The following is a 19,285-nucleotide window of genomic DNA, read 5'->3' on the forward strand; positions in this document are numbered from 1 at the left end:
TAGCAAGTCCTTTTGGTTGGCAAATCCCACGCGGAGTGTTGATCGATGAAAAGACGGCGCGCACGACTCGAGCTGGTGGAAGACCGCACGGTCCGGCTGCACAGGACCCGCTTCGACGAGGAACGAAACCTAGGCCCGATCCAGCCGCTGACCGACCGGCAGGCGGAATACCTCGACGCGCTCGCCCTGAACCCGCAGGTCATCGTGCTCGGCCCGGCCGGCACCGGCAAGACCTACATCGCCGGCACACGCGCCGCCGACCTGCTGCGCCAGCGCCGGATCGCCAAGGTGATCATCACCCGCCCGAACGTTCCCGGCGGCCGTTCGCTCGGCTTCTTTCCCGGCACGCTGGAGGAGAAGATCGCGCCCTGGGTCGCTCCCCTCACCGAGGCGATGAAGGAACGGATGGGCGCCGCCGCCTTCGAGATCGCCCTGAAGGCCGGCGACATCGAGATCGTGCCGTTCGAGGTGATGCGCGGGCGCACCTTCAAGGACTGCCTCGTGATCCTCGACGAGGCGCAGAACACGACCACCGCCGAGATCAAGATGTTCCTCACCCGCATCGGCGACGCCTGCCAGGTGATCATCAACGGCGACGTCTCGCAGACCGACCTGCGCGAGACCTCGGGCCTGCGCACCGTCATCCACCTGATCAAGAGCCGGATGATGCCGATCCCCGTGGTCGAGTTCACCCGCGACGACATCGTCCGCTCCGGAATTTGCGCGGAGTGGGTGAAGGCTTTCGAGGAAACGAATCTGTAAGTTGCGAGTTACCAGCGGCGGGTCGAAGCGGAGACCCGCCGCGCTTCACCGGCGCGACGTCCTTCTCTCATCTCCCGGACCCGGGAGATGACATGGGTGCCGCGGCCCGACGACAAGAAACAGGATTATCTCCGTGAGGAAACTGACCTTCGCCGTTGCCGTTCTGGCCTCGCTCGGCGCCGCCGCCATCACCGCCCCCGCCTCCGCCGCCCCGGGCGCCCCGATGGGTGTGACCGCCCCCGACGCGATCGAGCATGTCCAGATGCACCGCATGGAGCGTCGCATGATGCATCGCCGGATGGAGCGTCGCATGATGCGCCGGCACATGGAGCACCGCATGATGCGCCGCCACATGATGCGCCGCATGTGATCTGACCGACCCTGATCGGTCGGCGACGGGGTCCTTCGGGGCCCCGTTTTCTTTTGTGGCCGCCCGCGCCGCTGCGCGCCGGCGGATTGCCCCGGACTCCGCGGATTCCTATGTCGAGGCGCAGGCCGGGTTGCGGCTGCGAGCTTTCGGAGACCACATGCCCCCCTCCAACCGCCTGTTCGACGACTTCGCCCGCCTGATGACGGATGCCGCGGGCGCCGCGCAGGGGGTGCGCCGCGAGGCCGAGACCGTGATCCGCGCCCAGGCCGAGCGGCTGATCCGCGACATGGACATCGCCTCCCGCGAGGAGCTCGACGTGCTGCGCGACATGGTCGCCACCCTGCGCGCGCAGAACGAGGCGCTGACCGCGCGGGTCGCGGCGCTCGAGGCCGATGCGGCGCCGGCCGCGGCCGCTGCGTCCACCGCCGGAGCGAGCGAGGCGATCTGATCCGACGCGCGGGCGACCGGCGCGAATCGGTCTCGGCGGGGCGGCGGGCTTGTACACAGGAAGCGCGCGCGAACGATCCATTTCCTGTTCACCGGCCGGGCGAAGCGCTTTGTGTCGCGAGTCCGCGCCGGTTTATAGTCGGTGACGTACTGATTCGCCTTAGCCCGCCGAAGACCGGGAGCCGCCAAGTCGTCATCGCGCGATATTCCGTCCCATCGGGACAAGTGATTTCGTGTCGTGACATGGTTCCGAACTTTGGTTATTTATCGTTCACCATGCCGCGGCGCCGGAATACGGCGGCGTCATCTCGGATCGTCATGCCACAGCTTCACGTCGACATCGAAGGCTACGATCGGATCGAGCACCCGCTCGATGTCGTGGAGCGTCTTGCCGCGCTCCGCGACTGGATCTTCGATCGCGCCGAGACGGACGAGATGTCCGTCGTGGTGGCCGGGCGCTGGACCGAATACCAGGTCGCGTTCACCTGGATCGAGGACGTCGAGGCCCTGCACGTCGCCTGCGCCTTCGACCTCAAGGTGCCGGATCGCCGCCGCACCGAGGTGCAGCGCCTGATCGCGCTGATCAACGAGCAGCTCTGGATCGGGCATTTCGACCTGTGGTCGAGCGACGACGTGGTGATGTTCCGCCATTCGCTCCTGCTCGCCGGCGGCTCGGTGCCGACGCATCCGCAATGCGCGATGCTGCTGAAGTCGGCGGTGGAGGCGTGCGAGCGCTACTATCAGGCCTTCCAGTTCGTGCTCTGGGCCGGCAAGTCCGCCCGCGAGGCGCTGGACGCGGTCCTGTTCGAGACCGAGGGCGAGGCCTGAGGCCCGCCATGGCCGCTCCTCCCGCGGCGGGCGCCCTGCCCGCCTCCCTCACCCTCGTCGGGGCGGGCAAGATGGGCGGGGCGATGCTCGAAGGCTGGCTCGCGGCCGGCCTCGACCCGAAGCGCACGACGATCGTCGAGGCCGATCCGTCCGATGCGCTGCGCGCGCTCTGCACCGCCCGCGGCCTCGCCCTCAACCCGGCCACGGTCGCGCCCGCCGCCGTCCTCGTCCTCGCGATCAAGCCGCAAGGGTTCGCTGACGCCGCGCCCGGCCTCGACCGGATGATCGGCCCGGGCACCGTCGTCCTGTCGATCCTGGCCGGCAAGACCGTGGCCGACATCGAAGGCCGCCTGCCGAGCGCCCGGGCGATCGTGCGCGCAATGCCGAACCTGCCCGCCAGCATCGGCCGCGGGGCCACCGGCGCCGTCGCGAACGCGGCGGTGACCGCGGGCCAGCGTGCCGCCGTCGCGGCTCTGCTCGGCGCCAACGGGCTCGTGGAATGGGTCGGCTCGGAAGCCGAGATCGATGCGGTCACCGCCCTGTCGGGCTCGGGTCCGGCCTACGTCTTCCTGATGGTCGAGGCGATGACCGAGGCCGGGATCGCCGCCGGGCTCGATCCGCAGGTCGCTGCGCGGCTTGCCCGGGCCACGATCTCCGGCGCCGGCGCCCTCCTCGACGCGAGCGACCTGCCCGCATCGGAATTGCGTCGCAACGTCACCTCGCCGGGCGGCACCACCGCCGCCGCCCTCGACGTGTTGATGCGCGACGACGCGCTTGGCCCCCTGATGCGGGAGGCCGTCGCGGCGGCCAAACGGCGGGCGGGCGAGCTGGCCGGCTGAGGCTCGAAGCCATAGGGCATGCGGGGCTCCTCCATCCCACTCCCTCATCCTGAGGCGCCCGCGCCAGTGGGCCTCGAAGGAGCCCTCCGGGAATCGCGCGCAAGCTGGAAGCCTCCTTCGAGGCCTCCGCTTCGCTGCGGCACCTCAGGATGAGGATGGTGGACGGGATCGGCTGAAGGCTCGATCCTTCGGCCTCACCGGTCCAAGCTTGCAGGAACCAGCGCCACCCGATCGAGCCCCTTGGCCAGCACCGATCCGCCGGGCGGGGCGTCGCGGAGTTCGCGCCAGTTCACCCCGGCGCCGTCCGGCAGGACGACTTCGCCGTCGAGGCGCATCGGGGCGCCCGCCTCGATCGCGGCGAGGCCGTCGAGGAGGCTGTGCGTCACGGTGGCCGGCCAGAGCAGGTCGAGGTCCGAGGTCGTGGAGAGGTAGGCGAGGCCGGTCAGGCTTTGCCACAGCAGGCCGCCGAACACCTGCGGGACGACGCCGTATTCGGCGGCCAGCGCCAGCACCGCGTCGATGGCGAGGTGCCAGGCCGGCGGCGCGGATGGGCGCGCGGCGGCGAGGGTCACCGGAGGGGACGGCGTGGCGTCGGCCCACGGCACCGCGAGGCCGATGCGGCGCTTGCCGGCGGCCGGCGGCAGGGGCAGCCCGGCGGGCAGATGGTCGCCCTCGTCCGGATGACGGCGCCGCACGATCACCGGCCAGCCGTTGGCGGCCCAGGCCGCGACATGCGGCACGCCGTCGAGGTCGGAGCGCCCGGCGAGCAGCCGGTCCCAGGCCTCGGGCGCCACCACGAACAGGTCGTGGCGGCGAAGCGTCGTCACGCGCGCGCCGCGTCGACCACCCGCGCGGCGATGTCGTGGGCGACGGGACGACCGCCGCGTTCCTTGCCGAGGGCGTCGCGAGCGTCGTGCGAGGGCGGCTCGCCGATCAGGGCCGCGATCTGCGGCCCGAGGGGCTTGGCGGGATCGAGCACCGCCTGCACCGCGCCGGCCTGGACCATGTTGTCGAGGCCGGGCGCGAAGACGGGGGTGGATTTCGCCATCGCCTCGAGCTTCTCCAGCGGCAGCTTGGTGACGCGGGCGACGGAGGGCAGGTCCATCACGCTCGGGTTGGCCCCGGGCAGCGCCACCAAAACCCGGGTGGCGAGGGCGGTGGCGATGAAGGCGCCGGCGGCCGAGTGGCCGTAGATCAGGCCGATCGTCGGGTGGCCCTGCGCATCCGCCAGCAGCAGCGCCTTAGCGAGGTGGGCCAGGCACTCGTTCAGCCCCAGAAGCTCGTCGCGCCGGCTCATGCGCTGGCTGTCGGAATCGACGAGCACGAGGATCGGCGTGGCGCCGCCGGCCCGCACCGTCCCCAGCACGGCGGCCGAAAGGGCCAGCGCGCCCTCGATCCCGAGCGGCGTGTCGCCGTCGACGCCGACCACCGCGAGGTCGCGGCCGTCCAGCGGCCCGCGGCCGGTGATCAGACCGTCGGCGACGGCGACCGCGTGGCCGTCGGGGAAGAGCGAGGCCAGGATCTCAGCGAGCGTCATGTGTCGTCCCCTCGAGCCCGGCGACGAGGCCGTCGAAGTCGGCCGCCGACAGGGCCGGCACGCCGGCCGGGTCGTTGACGCCGAGGCGCGCCCAGATCTCGGTGGCGTCGCGGCAATCGCCGAAGCGCGCGATGCGGTCTTCGAGCCGCGCCTGCTCCGCTTCGAGCGTCGCGAGGTCGAAGGCCGGCGCCCGGCCGATCAGGTCGAGGGCGGCGGCGCGAAACGCCTCCACGGTGTCGTCGCAGAACCGGTCGGCGCCGCCGGCGAGGCGCCGGTGCTTGCCGCCCATGGTGCGCCAGACCAGGGCGCGGTCCTTCGAGTCGAATTCCTCGGCGCCCTTGTTGGTCTCGATCACCTCCGGGCCGGAGACCGAGATGCGCCCGCCCTCCGAGACCGCGAGGCGCGAGCAGGTTCCGGCGATCAGGCCGCCGCCGCCGAAGCAGCCGGCGCGGCCGCCGACGAGCCCGACCACCGGGATGCCGGCGCGGCGCAGATCGGCGATGGCGCGCATGGTCTCGGCGATGGCGGTCTCGCCCGCATTGGCCTCCTGCAGGCGGACGCCGCCGGTGTCGAACAGGATCAGCACGGCCTCCGGCGTCTCGGTGACCGCGGCGCGTAAAAGCCCGACGAGCTTGGCGCCGTGCACCTCGCCGAAGGCGCCGCCCATGAAGCGGCCCTCCTGGGCGGCGAGGTAGACCGTGCGGCCGTCGAGCCTGCCCCGGCCGACGACGATGCCGTCGTCGAAGGCGCGGGGCAGGTCGAACAGCGGCAGGTGGGGGCTCATCGCCCGCTGCTCCGGGCCGACGAACTCTTCGAAGCTCTCCGCGTCGACGAGCGCGGCGACGCGCTGCCGGGCGCTGGCCTCGTACCAGCTCAAGCTCATCGGCCGGTCTCCATCAGGCGCGCGCCCTGGAGCAGGCGCAGCGACACGGTGTCGGGCCGGGCGCCCCCGTCGTTGATCGCGATGCGCAGGCCGCCGGGCTGGGCCCGCGCCACGAAGTCGGCCGCCACCGCCTCCCAGACGTCGCCGTAGCCGACCACCGGCGTCGCGATCTCGATGGTGCATTGGTCCGGCGGCAGCACACGCTCCAGCAGCACCTCGAGGTTGCCGGACGCGACGACGCCGGTGATCGCCTGCGGCTTGGTGCCGGCGAGCGGTCCTTTCGTGGTGTGGCGGAAGGTCATCGTTTCCATGTGACATCGTCCTCCTGCGCCCAATGCCATCCGGCGGGATCGCGGGTCCCCTCTCCCGAACGCGAGAGGGGGTCGCGTGCCGCGTCCCGCGCCTGCTCTGTCAGCCCGATCATCTCACCAGTTCCGGAACCGGGCCGGCGGCTCGTACAGGCCGCCCGACCAGTGCACGAGGTCCTTGATCGACTTCGCCGCGAGCAGGCTGCGGTCGGCGTCGAGCGGCTCGATCCCGAGATCCTCCGGGCGGCGGACGATGCCCCGGGCGCGCAGGCGCTCGACCTTGGCCTTGTCGCGGCCGCGCCCGACCTCGGTGTAGCCGGCCACGCCGCGGATCGCCTGCTCGCGCTCGTCCGCGTTGCGGCAGAGCAGGAGGTTGGCGATGCCCTCCTCGGTGACGATGTGGGTGACGTCGTCGGCGTAGACCATCACCGGCGCGAGCTCGAGGCCGATCGTCCGGGCGAGCTCGAGGGCGTCGAGGTGCTCGACGAAGGCCGGCACGAGCCCGTCGCCGAAGGTCTCGACGAGCTGCACCACGAGCTTGCGCCCGCGCATCAGCGCCGGGTCGCCGGTCTGCTGCGCCTCGCGCCCGGCCTTCATCCAGGTGTCGGACGGGTGGCGGCGGCCGTGCGGGTCCGAGCCCATGTTCGGCGCGCCGCCGAAGCCCGCGACGCGGTTCGTCGTCACGGTCGAGGAGTGGCCCATGAGGTCGATCTGCAGGGTCGAGCCGATGAAAAGGTCGCAGGCGTAGAGCCCCGCCGTCTGGCAGAAGGCGCGGTTCGAGCGCAGCGAGCCGTCGGCGCCGGTGAAGAAGATGTCCGGCCGCGCGGCGATGTAGCGGTCCATGCCGACTTCCGAGCCGAAGCAGTGCACCTGCTCGACCCAGCCCGCCTCGATCGCCGGGATCAGCGTCGGGTGCGGGTTCAGGGCCCAGTTGGTGGCGATCCGGCCCTTCAGCCCGAGCTGCTCGCCATAGGTCGGCAGCAGCAGCTCGATCGCCGCGGTGCCGAAGCCGATGCCGTGGTTGAGCCGGCGGATGCCGTACTCGGCGTAGATTCCCTTGATGGCCATCATCGCCATCAGGATCTGCGTCTCGGTGACGGCGGCCGGGTCGCGGGTGAACAGCGGCTCGACGTAGAACGGCGTGTCGGCCTCGACCACGAAGTCGATCCGGTCGCCGGGGATGTCGACCCGCGGCACCGTCTCGACGATCTGGTTCACCTGCGCGATCACCACGCCGTTCTTGAACGCGGTGGCCTCGACCACCGTCGGCGTGTCCTCGGTGTTGGGGCCGGTATAGAGGTTGCCGGCCCGGTCGGCCGAGACGCCGGCGATCAGCGCGACGTTGGGTGTGAGGTCGATGAAGTAGCGCGCGAACAGCTCGAGGTAGGTGTGCACCGCCCCGAGCTCGATCTGCCCGCCGTAGAGCATCTTGGCGATGCGGGCGCCCTGCGGGCCGGAATACGAGTAGTCGAGGCGCTTGGCGATGCCGGTCTCGAACACGTCGAGATGCTCCGGCAGCACGATGCCGGACTGGACCATGTGCAGGCCGTGCACCTTGTCCGGGTCGCAGGCGCTCAGCCCGCGCGCCAGGCAGTCGGCCTGCTTCTGGTTGTCGCCTTCGAGGCAGACCCGGTCGCCCGGGCGCAGGACGGCTTCGAACAGGTCGACCACGTCGGCGGCCGCGACGACCTTGCCATCGGCGTGGGCGCGGCCGGCCGCGATCCGCGCATCCCGCGCCGTCCTCTGCCTGCGCCAGTCCGTCATCCCGATCCCCAAACCGTCGATCCGCCCGCACGCTGTCGGCATGCGATCGCGGGTCAGACACAGCAATTCGTATGCGAATGATCCGTTCGATCACATGATCGTATACCAGCTTGCCGATCTGTCAATATTTTGCATACTCAGTGGCAACGAAGACGAATCACGAAATCGGGACGGATACGCCGGATGCCCCGTGCCATCGCGCCTCCTCGACCATCGCCCGGCCCGATCGGGAGTGCCCCGCACGGGAGGCTGCGGCCATGATCATCGCCGGCGTCGCGCTGCTCGCCGCCTGCACGCTGATCGGCGTGTATCTCGGCGATCTCCTCGGGATCGCGCTCGGCGTGAAGGCCAATGTCGGCGGGGTCGGCATCGCCATGATCCTGCTGATCGCCGCCCGCGTCTGGCTGATGCGCCACGGCCGCCTGAGCAAGAACGTCAAGTTCGGCGTCGAGTTCTGGGGCGGCATGTACATTCCCATCGTCGTCGCGATGGCCGCCCAGCAGAACGTCGTCGCCGCGGTGAGCGGCGGCCCGATCGTGATCATCGCCGCCTTCGGCTCCCTGGCGATCTGCTTCGCCGCGGTGGCGCTGCTCAGCCGCATCGGCGGCCGCGACCCGGGCGGTCCGGAGGTCGAGCACGGCGGCGCCGTCATCGGCGGCGAACCCGAGGCAGCGCGGGCCGACGCCGCGGCGATCCCGGCGGGGCGGACGCGATGAGCGGCCTGTGGCACGGCCTTGAGCACGTCTTCGTCGAGCAGAGCCTGGTTGCGGCCTTCGCCGTCGTCGGGGCGCTGATCCTGGTCTCGAACGTTGCCGCGCGGCGGCTCACCAACGGGCGGGTGCACGGCTCGGCCATCGCCATCGTGCTCGGCCTGGTGCTCGCCTATTTCGGCGGCGTGCTCACCGGCGGCAAGAAGGGCCTGGCCGACATCCCGGCGCTGGCCGGGATCGGGCTGATGGGCGGGGCCATGCTGCGCGATTTCGCCATCGTCGCCACCGCATTCGAGGTCGACGTGATCGAGGCGCGCCGGGCCGGCCTCGTCGGCGTGCTGGCGCTGGCGCTCGGCACGCTGCTGCCCTTCCTCGTCGGCACGCTGACCGCGGTCGCCTTCGGCTACCACGACGCGGTCTCGATCACGACGATCGGCGCGGGCGCGATCACTTACATCGTCGGCCCGGTCACCGGCGCGGCGCTCGGCGCCGACTCGACGGTGATGGCGCTCTCGATCGCCACCGGCGTGACCAAGGCGGTGGGCGTGATGGTCGGCACGCCCCTCGTCGCCAAGCTGATCGGCCTCGACAACCCGCGCTCGGCCATGGCCTATGGCGGGCTGATGGGCACGGTCAGCGGGGTGGCCGGCGGCCTGGCCGCCACCGATCCCAAGCTCGTGCCCTACGGCGCGCTGACCGCGACCTTCCACACCGGCATCGGCTGCCTCGTCGGCCCGTCGGTGCTGTTCCTGACGGTGCGGGCGATCGTCGGCTGAGCCCGGCTTCGCGGGGCGGGAGAGCCATGGACGCGGGCCACGAGACCGAGGAGCGGGCGCTGATCTCCGATCGCATCCGCGACGCGCTCACGGATGCGATCGCGGCGGGCGAGCTCGCCGCCGGCACGACCCTGGACGAGCAGACGCTGGCCGACCGCTTCGGCGCCTCGCGCACCCCCGTGCGGGAGGCCCTGCGCCAGCTCGCCTTCGGCGGCCTCGTGGAGCAGCGCCCGCGCCGCGGCATGGTCGTCGCCCGGATGACGCCCGAGCGGATCATGGACATGTTCGAGGCCACCGCCGAGATCGAGGCTTTGTGCGTGCGGCTCGCCACCCACCGCATGCGCCCGCTCGAGCTCAGCGCCCTGATGGAGCTGCACCGGCGCTCGGGCGCGGCGGTCGAGGGCGGCGACCTCGACGCCTACGACGGCCTGAACCGCCAGTTCCACGAAGGGCTCTACGCGGCCACCCACAACGGGTTCCTGGCCGAGCAGGCGCTGGCGATCCGCACCCGGCTCTCGGCCTTCCGCCGCACGCAGCTGCGCCAGGGCGACCGCATCCGCCGCTCCCACGCCGAGCACGGCGCGATCCTGGCCGCGATCGCCGAGGGCGACGGCGAGGCGGCGGCACGGCGCATGCGGGCGCACATGCTCAACGCGGCCGGGGCGCTCGGGCGCTACATCGCCGAGCATCACGCCGACTGATCCTCCCGGAGCGCAAAGGCGCGCCCGCCCGGCTCAGCCGGGCGGCGGCCCGTCGATCATCCGGCGGAGGTGGTCCAGAAGCTCCCGACGCTGCCCGAGCTGATCGAGGGTGGCCCACAGGCGCAGCAGGGTGAGGCTCTCGGCGATCCGATCCCCTTCGTCGAGCGTGGCGAAGAACGCCGTCGTCGGAATGCCGAGCGCCGCCGCCAGCTCGTCGAGCACCGGGTTGCGCGGGTGCGCCGTCCCCTCGTCCGTCGCCACGTCGTCCCCCCTCGCTGCCCCGTTCCGCCCCCCATGAGCGAGCCGTCCGCCGTCGCCCGAGCCGCCGCGGCTTCGGTGGAAACCGGCCGAAGCGGCAAGGGGCGGCGGCGGCCGCCTCGCCCGGCCCGGCTCAGCCCTCCTTGAAGCCGTATTCCGGCACGCCGTCCTCGCTGCCGTAATACTTGTACGGCAGGAACTTGCCGGACATGCCGAGCTTCACGCGGTCGCCCTTGTTGTTGGCCTCGCGCTCCATGGTCATGTTGAAGTCGATCGCCGACATGATGCCGTCGCCGAACTCCTCCTGGATCAGTTCCTTGAAGGTGGTGCCGTAGACCATCACCAGCTCGTAGAAGCGGTAGATCAGCGGATCGGTCGGCGGCATCGACGGGATCGAGCCGCGATAGGGCGCCTCGTTGAGCATCCGCTCCTCGGATTCGGTGAGCCCGAACAGCGCGGCGGCCTTGGCGGCCTGCGCCTTCGGCAGCTTCATCTGGCCCATGCAGGCGGCGGTGATCAGGATCGGCGAGAGCCCGCCGATCTCGTCCTGGATGTACTTCCAGGTCCAGCCCTTGTCGCGCTTGATGTCGAGGAGCTTCTCGGTGAGGTCTTCGCGCTTCATGGTCGGCACTCCGGCAGGTTGTGAGATCGGTCGCGCCCCGCCGCGTGGTCTGCCGGCGGGGCACGCTCGAGCGAGGCTTGCGCAAGCGATGTGCCAGCTGGGTCGTTGCGAAGAACCGCCGCCGGCACAGCGGCTTGGCCCGAGGATCATCAGCTACGAGATCTCGTGCCCGACGAGATCTCGTGGTATGACGACGAAGTCTCGTAGCGAGACGGGTGCGTCGGGGCCGACATGATCGAGGATTTCGGGCCGGTCTTCGAGCAGCACCGGGAGGCGATGCTGGTGGTGGAGCCCGAGGCCGACCGGATCGTCGACGCCAACCCGGCCGCGGCGCGCCTGCTCGGCTACGACCGCGCGGCGCTCCGCAGGATCACGGCGAGCGCTCTGCATCCGGGCCAGCGGCCCGCGCTGGTGGTGTTCACGCAGGGCGCCTTCGCCAAGGGGCAATGGTGGTCGCGGACGCTGGAGCCGCGCCACGCGGACGGCCGCGGGCTGCGCCTCGAATACGCCGCGAGCCCGCTCGCGGGCGACCCGCCGCGGCTTCTCCTGACGCTCTCCGATCTCGAGGCGCGCCGTCGGCGGGCGGTCGACGGGCAGGCCGACGACCACATGCGCGCCGGCATCGCCGAGTGGCAGCGGATGGAGCGCATCTTCCGCGACATCGAGCGCGGGAACCAGCTGATCCTACGGGCCGCCGGCGAGGGCATCTACGGCGTCAACGCCGATGGGGCGACCACCTTCGTCAACCCGGCCGCCGAGCGCATGCTCGGCTGGCGGGCCGCCGACCTCGTCGGCAAGGACATGCACGCCACCGTGCACCACACCCGCTCCGACGGCGCGCATTACCCGCACCGCGACTGCCCGATCTACGCGGCCTTCCGCGACGGCGCGGTGCGCCAGGTCGACGACGAGGTGTTCTGGCGGCGCGACGGCACCGCGTTCCCGGTCGCGTACACCTCGACGCCGATCCGGGATCGCGGGCGTCTGCTCGGCGCCGTCATCGTGTTCCGCGACATCAGCCAACGGCGCGAGGCCGAGGAACGGCTGCGCAGCGCGCTCGCCGAGGTCGATTCCCTGCGCGAGCGGCTGGAGCTGGAGAACGCCTACCTGAAGGAGGAAATCCGGCTGGAGCGCCACCACCAGGGCATCATCGGCCGTTCCCCCGCCATCGCAGCGACGTTGCGCCAGATCGACCTCGTGGCCGGCACCGACGCCACCGTGCTGATCACCGGCGAGTCCGGCACCGGCAAGGAGCTGATCGCCCGCGCGATCCACGAGGCCAGCCGGCGGCGCGACCGGCCGATGATCCGCGTGAACTGCGCCGCGGTGCCGCGCGAGCTGTTCGAGAGCGAGTTCTTCGGCCATGCCCGCGGCGCGTTCACCGGTGCGCTGCGCGATCGCGTCGGGCGCTTCGAGCTCGCCGACGGCGGCACGCTGTTCCTCGACGAGGTCGGCGAGATCCCGCTCGATCTCCAGGGCAAGCTGCTGCGGGTGCTGCAGGAGCGCTCGTTCGAGCGCGTCGGCGAGGAGCGCACGCGCGCCGTCGACATCCGCCTCGTCGCCGCCACCAACCGCGACCTGCGGGAGGAGGTGCGCCGCGGCCGGTTCCGCGAGGACCTGTACTTCCGCCTCAACGTCTTCCCGCTGGCCGCGAGCCCGCTCCGCGAGCGCCCCGAGGACATCGCGCCGATCGCCCAGCACGTCCTGACGGGGGCCGCACGCCGCCTGAACATCCCCGAGCCGCGGCTGACCGAGGGCGACGTGCGCCGGCTCGCCCGCTACGCCTGGCCCGGCAACGTGCGCGAGCTGGAGAACGTGATCGAGCGCGCCGCCATCCTCGCCGTCCGCGGCCGCCTGCGCTTCGATCTGCCCGAATCCGAACGGCGCGAATCCGAACGGCCCGATCCCGCGGGCCCCGTCGACGCGACGCCGCCGGCGCTTCCCGCCGACCGGCCGCCGACGGAGGCCGACCGCCGCGCCCGCGACCGCGCCGAGATCGCCGCCGCCCTTTCGCTCACCGGCGGCAAGGTGTTCGGCCCCGGCGGCGCCGCCGAGCTCATGGGGCTGCGCCCGACGACGTTGGCCTCGCGCATCAAGGCGATGGGGATCGAGAAGACCCGTTAACCGCCGGGCAACCGCGCGGGCGTCCAGTGACCGGCTCGCGCGCTCGACGCGGGCGCGCTCCGCGAGGAAGACCCGATGCCGACTTCCGCTCCCGCGTCGGGCTCCGTCCTTCCTGCGATGCCGGGCGATGCCGCCCTCCTTGCCGCCGCCCGCGCCTGGGGCCTCAGCCTCGCGGCCGAGCGGCGGATGTCCGCCAACACGGTGGAGGCCTACGAGCGCGACCTGCGCCAGTTCCTCGCCCATCTCGACGCCCGCACCGGCACGCCGACGATCCCCGCGATCGTCGCGCTGAAGCCGCGCGACGTCCGCGCCTTCATGGCCGCGCGGCGGGCCGACGAGGTCGGCGGCCGCTCGCTGATGCGGGCCCTGGCCGGCCTGCGCTCCTTCGCCAAGCACCTCGAGCGCGAGGGTCACGGCACCGTGGCGGCGCTCGGCGCCGTGCGCTCGCCCAAGGTGGAGCGGCGCCTGCCGCGTCCGCTGCCGGTGGCGGCCGCCCGCGCCCTCACCGACGTGTCGCTGCGCGCCGATGAGGACCGCGCCCCCTGGATCCTGCTGCGCGACGCGGCGGTGCTCGCGCTGCTGTACGGCGCGGGCCTGCGCATCTCGGAGGCGCTGGGGCTGGCGCGGCGCGATGCCCCGGTGCCCGGCATCGACGCGGTGACGGTGCTGGGCAAGGGCGCGAAGCAGCGGATGGTCCCGGTGCTGCCGGTGGTGGCCGAGGCGGTCGCCGCCTACCTCGCCGCCTGCCCGCACCCGCTGCCGCCGGAGGGCCCGCTCTTCGTCGGCGCCCGCGGCGGCCCGCTCTCGCCGCGGATCATCCAGTACGTCGTCGCCCGCGCCCGCGGCGCTCTCGGGCTGCCCGACAGCGCCACGCCGCACGCCCTGCGGCACTCCTTCGCGACGCATCTCCTGGCGCGGCAGGGCGAGCTGCGCGCGATCCAGGAGCTGCTCGGCCACGCCTCGCTCTCGACGACGCAGCTCTACACCAAGGTCGACGCGGCCCGCCTGATGAGCGCCTTCGACGCCACCCATCCGCGCGCCGGCCGTGCCGTGCCGACGGGGGCGTGACACGCGACGTGCATTGGGATGACACGTTGACACACTAGACAGAGCAAATAGCCGGTTCGGCCAGCCATTAAGCTTGCCGAGAGATTTGAGCGCTATTTCTCTTGTCATAGGATCGGACTGGACAGGAACCATGGCGGGCGAACACGCCGATATCGGAAGCGCGGTCCGGCCCCCGCAAGCCGGCACCGTCCTCATCGCCGATCGCGACGCGGGACGCCGGGCCGAACTCGCCGCGGTGGTGTCGCACTTCGATCCCAGGGCCGTGATCGTGCAAACGGCCTCGGGCGAGGCGCTGATTGATCTCGCCCTCGCGCACAAGCCGGCCCTGGCCTTCGTCGGCCTCCAGCTCGAAGGCGTGAGCGGCCCGGAGGCGGTGGCGGTGGCGCGCAAGCGCGGCGCCACCCTGCCCTGCCTCGTGCTGATCGCCGCCCGCGTCTTCGCCCAGTGGCAGGAACTCGCGGTCTCGCTCGGCGCCTACGAGGTGCTGAAGGTGCCCCTCGACACCGCCCACATCGAGAGCCTGCTGCACGCCGACACCCGGCGCCGGCAGCCGACGCGCATCCTGCTCGCCTCCTCGTCGGACGCGGCGCGCGCGGCGATCGGGCGGGTGCTGGCGCGCAGCGGCTTCGCCCTCGAGATAGACGAGACGGATTGCGGCCGGCACGCCCTGAAGCTCCTGAAGACCGACGCCTACCCGCTCGCCTTCGTCGACGTGAAGCTCAACGGGACCGACGGCCTCGAGCTCGCCTGCCAGGTTCAGACCCTGAACCTGACGACGCGCCTCACGATGCTGACCAGCGGCGATCCCGAGCCGATCGCCCAGGCCGCCCGCTACTTCGGCGCCACCTTCGTCCTGAAGATGCCGTTCCACGCCCGCGACATCGACCTCACGCTCCACCACGCGCTCGGTCTGCGGCGGCCGTACCTGCTGAACGCGATCACCGCGCCGCCGGCCCCGACCGCCCTCCTGCGCATCGCCGCCCTCGCCCCGGCCCGCCGCTCGGCCTGAGCGACGGGCGCGGCCGCGTCCTCAGACGTGGATCGCGCGCTTCCCGACCGCGAGCGCGGCCTCCTTCACCGCTTCCGTCAGGGTCGGGTGGGCGTGGCAGGTGCGGGCGATGTCCTCGGCCGACGCCCCGAACTCCATCGCCACCGCCACCTCGGCGATGAGGTTGCCGGCATCGGCGCCGACGATGTGGACGCCGAGCACCCGGTCGCTCGCGGCGTCGGCCAGCACCTTCACGAAGCCCTCGGTGGTGCCGTTGGCCTTGGCCCGCCCGTTGGCGGTGAAGGGGAACTTGCCCGCGTTGTAGGCGATGCCGTCCTTCTTCAGCTCCTCTTCGGTCTTCCCCACCGAGGCGACCTCCGGATAGGTGTAGACCACGTTCGGGATCACCGCGTAGTTCACGTGACCGGACTGGCCGGCCAGGATCTCGGCCACCGCGACGCCCTCGTCCTCGGCCTTGTGCGCGAGCATCGGCCCGGCGATCACGTCGCCGATCGCGTAGATGCCGGTGACGTTGGTGGCGTAGTGGCTGTCGGTCTGGATCCGGCCCTTGTTGTCGAGCCCGACGCCGACGCCCTCGAGGCCGAGCCCCTCGGTGTAGGGCACCCGCCCGATCGCCACGAGCACCACGTCGGCCTGAAGCGTCTCGGATTCGCCGCCCGCCGCCGGCTCGACGGTGACGGTCGCGCCGCCCGCGCCGGTCGCCACGCCGGTGACCTTGGTCGAGAGCTTGAAGGCGATGCCCTGCTTGGACATGATCCGCTGGAACTGCTTGCCGACCTCGCCGTCCATCCCCGGCAGCACCCGGTCGAGATACTCGACCACGGTGACCTCGGCCCCGAGCCGGCGCCAGACCGAGCCGAGCTCGAGGCCGATCACGCCCGCGCCGATCACCAGGAGCTTCTTCGGCACCGCCGCGAGCTCGAGCGCGCCGGTGGAGGAGACCACGGTCTTCTCGTCGATCTCGACGCCGGGCAGGCGCGTCACGTCCGAGCCGGTGGCGATGACGATGTTCTTGGTCTCCAGCATCTGGTTTCCGCCGTCCTCCGACGTGACCTCGACGCGGCCGGCGCCGGCGATCCTGCCGGTGCCGCGGATGGTGTCGACCTTGTTCTTCTTCAGCAGGAACTCGACGCCCTTGGTGTTGCCGTCGACGCCGCTCTGCTTGAACCCCTGCATCTTGGCGAGATCGAGCTTCGGCGTGCCGACCTCGATGCCGAGATCGGGAAAGTGCTTGGTCGCCTCCTCGAACGCCTCGGAGGCGTGCAGCAGCGCCTTCGACGGGATGCAGCCGACGTTCAGGCAGGTGCCGCCATGGGTCGCGCGCTTCTCGACGACGGCGGTGCGCAGGCCCAGCTGCGCGGCGCGGATGGCGCAGACATAGCCGCCGGGGCCGGTGCCGATGACGACGAGATCGTAGGTGCTCATGGTTCTGTTCGTTCCTGCATGCGCGTGCGGCGACCGCCGTGGCGGGTCGCCGCCGGATTCATTCGTTGCCGGGGATCACCGACCGCCCGAGACGTCGAGGATGGCGCCGGTGGTGTAGGCCGCCTCGTCGGAGAGCAGCCAGAGCACCGGGGCGGCGACTTCGTCGGCGGTGCCGGCGCGCCTCATCGGCACGCCCGGCCCCATCGCCGCCACCTTGTCGGGCGTGCCGCCGCTGGCATGGATCTCGGTGTCGATGATGCCGGGCGCCACGGCGTTCACCCGGATGCCGGCATCGGCCACCTCGCGGGCGAGGCCGATCGTGAAGCTGTCGATCGCTCCCTTCGAGGCGGCGTAGTCGACGAACTGCCCGGCCCCGCCGAGGCGCGCCGCGATCGACGAGACGTTGACGACGGCCCCGCCCCGGCCGCCCTGCTTCGTCGACATCCGCCGCACCGCCTCGCGGGCGCAGAGGAAGCTGCCGACGACGTTGGTCGCCATCATCCGGTGGAGCCGGGCGGCGCTCATCTCGGACACGGGCGCGGAGAGATCGACCACCCCGGCATTGTTGACCAGCGCCGTGACGGTGCCGAGACGGTCGGCCGCCGCGAACAGGGCGATCACGTCGGCCTCCTCCGCCACGTCGCAGCGCACTGCGACGGCCTGGCCGCCCTCGGCTTCGATCGCCGCGACCACCGTCGCGGCCGCGGCCGCGTCGGAGACGTAGCTCAGGCAGACGCGATAGCCGCGCCGCGCCGCGAGCAGGGATACCGCACGGCCGATGCCGCGGCCGCCGCCGGTGACGACCGCGACGGCGCCATGCGGACTATGCGGCGCCCCAGGCGTTTGGGAGACGTCCGTCATTCGGCCGCCGCCCGCGTCGCTTCGAACCGATGGGCCATCGCCTCGACGATCGCGGTTTCGACCTCGATGCGCGTCGCATCCGGGCAGAAGTCGATCTCGTGACCGGGATCGCCCAGGTTCCAGCCGAAGGTATGCCCGCCCTCGCCCACGGCGACGGTCTTGAAATACGCTTCGTCCTTGAGCGGACCGAAGATCGGACGCCGCGCGATCATTTCAGACAGATCGAGCACGCCGCTCAGGCCGTCTTCAAAGATCACGCGAACGGTCGGGTAATCGAGCGGTTCGACGGATGCGATGCGAGACTGCTTCATTCGATCATGCCTCCGTCGTTGCGGCCCGCCCGGATCTCTCGCCAGATGTAGGAAACCTGCTCGCGGTTTGCCGCGAGCCAGGCCTGGACGGCCTTCAGTTTCGCGCGTGGCAGGTTCCCGTTGAGCACCAAGCCCGTCGCGATCGAGATCTGCGCCTCCTGCCCCGAAAAGATTGCATGGAGGTGGGGCGGCAGGTGATCCTTGAGATAGATCGTAATCCGCACGCCCTCGATGATCGCGATCGTCGGCATCGGTCACGCGCGCGTCCCGCTCGATGCCGATCGTGTCGTCCGCAGCCGGCGCCTCACAGATCCAGGACGAGCCGCGCCGGATCCTCCAGCGCCTCCTTCACCCGCACCAGGAAGGTCACGGCCTCCTTCCCGTCGACGATGCGGTGATCGTAGGAGAGGGCGAGATACATCATCGGCCGCGCCTCGATCTTGCCGTTGCGGACCACCGGGCGCTCCTCGATGCGGTGCATCCCGAGGATGCCCGATTGCGGCGCGTTGAGGATCGGGGTCGACATCAGCGAGCCGTAGATGCCGCCGTTGGTGATGGTGAAGGTGCCGCCCTGCATCTCGTCGATCGAGAGCTTGCCGTCCCGGGCCTTGCGGCCGAAGCCCGAGATCGTCTTCTCGATGCCGGCGATCGAGAGGTCGTCGGCGTTGCGCACCACCGGCACGACGAGACCCTTGTCGGTCCCGACGGCGATGCCGATGTGATAGTAGTTCTTGTAGACGAGATCCTGCCCGTCGATCTCGGCGTTGACCGCCGGCACGTCCTTGAGCGCCCCGATCACCGCCTTGGTGAAGAAGCCCATGAAGCCGAGCTTCGTGCCGTGCTTCTTCTCGAAGATGTCCTTGTACTGCGCGCGCAGCGCCATCACCGCGCCCATGTCCACGTCGTTGAACGTGGTGAGCATCGCGGCGGTGTCCTGCGCGTCCTTGAGGCGGCGGGCGATGGTCTGGCGCAGCTTGGTCATCCGCACCCGCTCCTCGCGGGCGGCGTCGTCCGGCTTCGAGGCCGGGCGCGGCGGCGTCGGGCGCGCCTCCTTGGCCGGGGCGGGAGCCGCCTGCGCGGGCCCCTTCGCGATCGCGCCGAGCATGTCGCCCTTGGTCACGCGGCCGTCCTTGCCGCTGCCGTTGACGCTCGACGGGTCGATGCCCGATTCCCGTGACAGCTTGCCGACCGCCGGGCCGTTGTCGTCGGAGGGGCGGGCGGCCGGGGGCGCCGCGTCGCCGTGGTTGCCGTAGCCGGCGGCCGATTCCTTGGCCGGGGCCTCCTCGACCGCCTTGGCGTCGGGGGCGGACGCCTTCGGCGCCTCGCTGCGGCTCTCGGACTTGGCCTCGGCCTCCTTCTTCGGCGCGGCCTCCTTGGGCGCAGCCTCCTTGGGCGCGGGCTTGGCGCCGCCGCTCGCCTCGACGATCGAGCCGAGCAGCGCGCCCGGCTCCACCGTCTCGCCGTCCTTGACCAGGATCTCGCCGAGCTCGCCGGCGGCGGGGGCGTTGACCTCGAGGGTCACCTTGTCGGTCTCGAGCTCGACCAGGGGCTCGTCGGCCGCGACCGTGTCGCCCGGCTTCTTGAACCAGCGGCCGATGGTGGCCTCGCTGACGGATTCGCCGAGCGTCGGGACGAGGATGTCGGTTGCCATTGTGTCAGCTCATGCCGGATCGGTTGGGCCG

Annotated in this window: 23 protein-coding genes; 11 read left to right on the plus strand and 12 right to left on the minus strand. The window is 71.5% G+C overall.

Annotation, left to right across the window (positions count from 1 at the left end; all coding sequences use genetic code 11):
• The first annotated feature begins 45 nt into the window (after window positions 1-45).
• The 5 genes from MKK64_RS06490 to proC all read left to right on the plus strand — a co-directional run bounded on the left by MKK64_RS06490 (window position 46) and on the right by proC (window position 3,246).
• Window positions 46-762 (plus strand): PhoH family protein, encoded by a 717-nt coding sequence (locus MKK64_RS06490; RefSeq protein WP_147726528.1) that lies wholly within the window; start codon window positions 46-48, stop codon window positions 760-762.
• Between the two features lie 133 nt (window positions 763-895).
• Window positions 896-1,132, plus strand: coding sequence for a hypothetical protein (locus MKK64_RS06495; RefSeq protein ID WP_147726526.1), 237 nt, complete (start codon window positions 896-898; stop codon window positions 1,130-1,132).
• Window positions 1,133-1,289: 157 nt separating this feature from the next.
• Complete coding sequence (locus MKK64_RS06500; protein ID WP_147726524.1) at window positions 1,290-1,580, plus strand: accessory factor UbiK family protein; 291 nt, start codon at window positions 1,290-1,292, stop codon at window positions 1,578-1,580.
• A 317-nt stretch (window positions 1,581-1,897) separates the two neighbouring features.
• Entirely contained in the window at window positions 1,898-2,407 is a 510-nt protein-coding gene (locus MKK64_RS06505; RefSeq protein WP_147726522.1) for a YbjN domain-containing protein, read from the plus strand.
• A gap of 8 nt (window positions 2,408-2,415) precedes the next feature.
• Entirely contained in the window at window positions 2,416-3,246 is an 831-nt protein-coding gene (gene proC, locus MKK64_RS06510; protein WP_147843469.1) for a pyrroline-5-carboxylate reductase, read from the plus strand.
• Window positions 3,247-3,440: 194 nt separating this feature from the next.
• Here the strand turns inward: proC and mdcG are convergent, their stop codons facing one another.
• The 5 genes from mdcG to mdcA form a co-directional block, all read right to left on the minus strand.
• On the minus strand, window positions 3,441-4,073 hold the full coding sequence (mdcG, locus tag MKK64_RS06515) for a malonate decarboxylase holo-[acyl-carrier-protein] synthase (protein ID WP_243932723.1): 633 nt from the start codon (window positions 4,071-4,073) through the stop codon (window positions 3,441-3,443).
• A complete protein-coding gene (gene mdcE / locus MKK64_RS06520) occupies window positions 4,070-4,783 on the minus strand; it encodes a biotin-independent malonate decarboxylase subunit gamma (RefSeq protein ID WP_147844026.1) in 714 nt (237 codons plus the stop codon). Before mdcE ends, mdcG begins: the two co-directional genes overlap by 4 nt.
• Complete coding sequence (locus tag MKK64_RS06525) at window positions 4,770-5,666, minus strand: biotin-independent malonate decarboxylase subunit beta (RefSeq protein ID WP_147726514.1); 897 nt, start codon at window positions 5,664-5,666, stop codon at window positions 4,770-4,772. The genes mdcE and MKK64_RS06525 overlap by 14 nt, the downstream gene beginning before the upstream one ends.
• Complete coding sequence (gene mdcC, locus MKK64_RS06530) at window positions 5,663-5,977, minus strand: malonate decarboxylase acyl carrier protein (RefSeq protein ID WP_147726513.1); 315 nt, start codon at window positions 5,975-5,977, stop codon at window positions 5,663-5,665. The genes MKK64_RS06525 and mdcC overlap by 4 nt, the downstream gene beginning before the upstream one ends.
• Before the next feature lie 114 nt (window positions 5,978-6,091).
• Entirely contained in the window at window positions 6,092-7,738 is a 1,647-nt protein-coding gene (mdcA, locus tag MKK64_RS06535; RefSeq protein ID WP_243932725.1) for a malonate decarboxylase subunit alpha, read from the minus strand.
• Between the two features lie 257 nt (window positions 7,739-7,995).
• Between mdcA and madL the strand changes: the two genes are divergently transcribed.
• Genes madL through MKK64_RS06550 form a run of 3 tightly spaced genes read left to right on the plus strand, consistent with a single transcriptional unit; the run spans window position 7,996 to window position 9,925 of the window.
• Window positions 7,996-8,454 carry a malonate transporter subunit MadL gene (gene madL, locus MKK64_RS06540; protein WP_243932730.1) on the plus strand — a complete coding sequence of 153 codons (459 nt, stop codon included), beginning with the start codon at window positions 7,996-7,998 and terminating at the stop codon, window positions 8,452-8,454.
• A 5-nt stretch (window positions 8,455-8,459) separates the two neighbouring features.
• The gene (gene madM, locus MKK64_RS06545) at window positions 8,460-9,224 is read left to right on the plus strand and encodes a malonate transporter subunit MadM (RefSeq protein ID WP_147726535.1); all 765 of its coding nucleotides are present in this window, start codon (window positions 8,460-8,462) and stop codon (window positions 9,222-9,224) included.
• Window positions 9,225-9,250: 26 nt separating this feature from the next.
• Window positions 9,251-9,925 (plus strand): GntR family transcriptional regulator, encoded by a 675-nt coding sequence (locus MKK64_RS06550; RefSeq protein WP_147844029.1) that lies wholly within the window; start codon window positions 9,251-9,253, stop codon window positions 9,923-9,925.
• A gap of 33 nt (window positions 9,926-9,958) precedes the next feature.
• Here the strand turns inward: MKK64_RS06550 and MKK64_RS06555 are convergent, their stop codons facing one another.
• Together MKK64_RS06555 and cynS are read right to left on the minus strand one after the other, a co-directional pair.
• A complete protein-coding gene (locus tag MKK64_RS06555; RefSeq protein WP_243932732.1) occupies window positions 9,959-10,186 on the minus strand; it encodes a hypothetical protein in 228 nt (75 codons plus the stop codon).
• A 130-nt stretch (window positions 10,187-10,316) separates the two neighbouring features.
• A complete protein-coding gene (gene cynS, locus MKK64_RS06560; protein WP_147844587.1) occupies window positions 10,317-10,805 on the minus strand; it encodes a cyanase in 489 nt (162 codons plus the stop codon).
• 231 nt (window positions 10,806-11,036) lie between these two features.
• Here cynS and MKK64_RS06565 point away from each other — a divergent pair, with 231 nt between their 5' ends.
• From MKK64_RS06565 to MKK64_RS06575, 3 genes are all read left to right on the plus strand, one after another.
• Window positions 11,037-12,929 carry a sigma 54-interacting transcriptional regulator gene (locus tag MKK64_RS06565; RefSeq protein ID WP_243932741.1) on the plus strand — a complete coding sequence of 631 codons (1,893 nt, stop codon included), beginning with the start codon at window positions 11,037-11,039 and terminating at the stop codon, window positions 12,927-12,929.
• A gap of 117 nt (window positions 12,930-13,046) precedes the next feature.
• Window positions 13,047-13,997 carry a tyrosine recombinase XerC gene (locus MKK64_RS06570; protein WP_243932838.1) on the plus strand — a complete coding sequence of 317 codons (951 nt, stop codon included), beginning with the start codon at window positions 13,047-13,049 and terminating at the stop codon, window positions 13,995-13,997.
• Window positions 13,998-14,127: 130 nt separating this feature from the next.
• Window positions 14,128-15,006 carry a response regulator gene (locus tag MKK64_RS06575; protein WP_147728741.1) on the plus strand — a complete coding sequence of 293 codons (879 nt, stop codon included), beginning with the start codon at window positions 14,128-14,130 and terminating at the stop codon, window positions 15,004-15,006.
• 21 nt (window positions 15,007-15,027) lie between these two features.
• Here MKK64_RS06575 and lpdA read toward each other — a convergent pair whose 3' ends face one another.
• The 5 genes from lpdA to odhB all read right to left on the minus strand — a co-directional run bounded on the left by lpdA (window position 15,028) and on the right by odhB (window position 19,254).
• Window positions 15,028-16,431 carry a dihydrolipoyl dehydrogenase gene (gene lpdA, locus MKK64_RS06580; protein ID WP_147728742.1) on the minus strand — a complete coding sequence of 468 codons (1,404 nt, stop codon included), beginning with the start codon at window positions 16,429-16,431 and terminating at the stop codon, window positions 15,028-15,030.
• A gap of 75 nt (window positions 16,432-16,506) precedes the next feature.
• Window positions 16,507-17,292, minus strand: coding sequence for an SDR family oxidoreductase (locus MKK64_RS06585; RefSeq protein WP_243932743.1), 786 nt, complete (start codon window positions 17,290-17,292; stop codon window positions 16,507-16,509).
• Window positions 17,289-17,603, minus strand: a complete 315-nt coding sequence (locus MKK64_RS06590) for a DUF2442 domain-containing protein (protein WP_243932745.1) — start codon at window positions 17,601-17,603, stop codon at window positions 17,289-17,291. The genes MKK64_RS06585 and MKK64_RS06590 overlap by 4 nt, the downstream gene beginning before the upstream one ends.
• A complete protein-coding gene (locus MKK64_RS06595) occupies window positions 17,600-17,854 on the minus strand; it encodes a DUF4160 domain-containing protein (RefSeq protein WP_243932746.1) in 255 nt (84 codons plus the stop codon). The genes MKK64_RS06590 and MKK64_RS06595 overlap by 4 nt, the downstream gene beginning before the upstream one ends.
• 53 nt (window positions 17,855-17,907) lie before the next feature.
• On the minus strand, window positions 17,908-19,254 hold the full coding sequence (odhB, locus tag MKK64_RS06600; protein WP_243932748.1) for a 2-oxoglutarate dehydrogenase complex dihydrolipoyllysine-residue succinyltransferase: 1,347 nt from the start codon (window positions 19,252-19,254) through the stop codon (window positions 17,908-17,910).
• Window positions 19,255-19,285 lie beyond the last annotated feature (31 nt).

The organism is Methylobacterium sp. E-025 (assembly GCF_022829705.1).
Taxonomy (GTDB): domain Bacteria; phylum Pseudomonadota; class Alphaproteobacteria; order Rhizobiales; family Beijerinckiaceae; genus Methylobacterium.

Coding starts and splice junctions, on each gene's coding strand:
- MKK64_RS06490 (WP_147726528.1), top strand. CDS start 46: ATGAAAAGACGGCGCGCACGACTCGAGCTGGTGGAAGACCGCACGGTC.
- MKK64_RS06500 (WP_147726524.1), top strand. CDS start 1,290: ATGCCCCCCTCCAACCGCCTGTTCGACGACTTCGCCCGCCTGATGACG.
- MKK64_RS06505 (WP_147726522.1), top strand. CDS start 1,898: ATGCCACAGCTTCACGTCGACATCGAAGGCTACGATCGGATCGAGCAC.
- proC (WP_147843469.1), top strand. CDS start 2,416: ATGGCCGCTCCTCCCGCGGCGGGCGCCCTGCCCGCCTCCCTCACCCTC.
- mdcE (WP_147844026.1), bottom strand. CDS start 4,783: ATGACGCTCGCTGAGATCCTGGCCTCGCTCTTCCCCGACGGCCACGCG.
- MKK64_RS06525 (WP_147726514.1), bottom strand. CDS start 5,666: ATGAGCTTGAGCTGGTACGAGGCCAGCGCCCGGCAGCGCGTCGCCGCG.
- mdcC (WP_147726513.1), bottom strand. CDS start 5,977: ATGGAAACGATGACCTTCCGCCACACCACGAAAGGACCGCTCGCCGGC.
- mdcA (WP_243932725.1), bottom strand. CDS start 7,738: ATGACGGACTGGCGCAGGCAGAGGACGGCGCGGGATGCGCGGATCGCG.
- madL (WP_243932730.1), top strand. CDS start 7,996: ATGATCATCGCCGGCGTCGCGCTGCTCGCCGCCTGCACGCTGATCGGC.
- MKK64_RS06550 (WP_147844029.1), top strand. CDS start 9,251: ATGGACGCGGGCCACGAGACCGAGGAGCGGGCGCTGATCTCCGATCGC.
- cynS (WP_147844587.1), bottom strand. CDS start 10,805: ATGAAGCGCGAAGACCTCACCGAGAAGCTCCTCGACATCAAGCGCGAC.
- MKK64_RS06565 (WP_243932741.1), top strand. CDS start 11,037: ATGATCGAGGATTTCGGGCCGGTCTTCGAGCAGCACCGGGAGGCGATG.
- MKK64_RS06570 (WP_243932838.1), top strand. CDS start 13,047: ATGCCGGGCGATGCCGCCCTCCTTGCCGCCGCCCGCGCCTGGGGCCTC.
- MKK64_RS06575 (WP_147728741.1), top strand. CDS start 14,128: ATGGCGGGCGAACACGCCGATATCGGAAGCGCGGTCCGGCCCCCGCAA.
- lpdA (WP_147728742.1), bottom strand. CDS start 16,431: ATGAGCACCTACGATCTCGTCGTCATCGGCACCGGCCCCGGCGGCTAT.
- MKK64_RS06585 (WP_243932743.1), bottom strand. CDS start 17,292: ATGACGGACGTCTCCCAAACGCCTGGGGCGCCGCATAGTCCGCATGGC.
- MKK64_RS06590 (WP_243932745.1), bottom strand. CDS start 17,603: ATGAAGCAGTCTCGCATCGCATCCGTCGAACCGCTCGATTACCCGACC.
- MKK64_RS06595 (WP_243932746.1), bottom strand. CDS start 17,854: ATGCCGACGATCGCGATCATCGAGGGCGTGCGGATTACGATCTATCTC.
- odhB (WP_243932748.1), bottom strand. CDS start 19,254: ATGGCAACCGACATCCTCGTCCCGACGCTCGGCGAATCCGTCAGCGAG.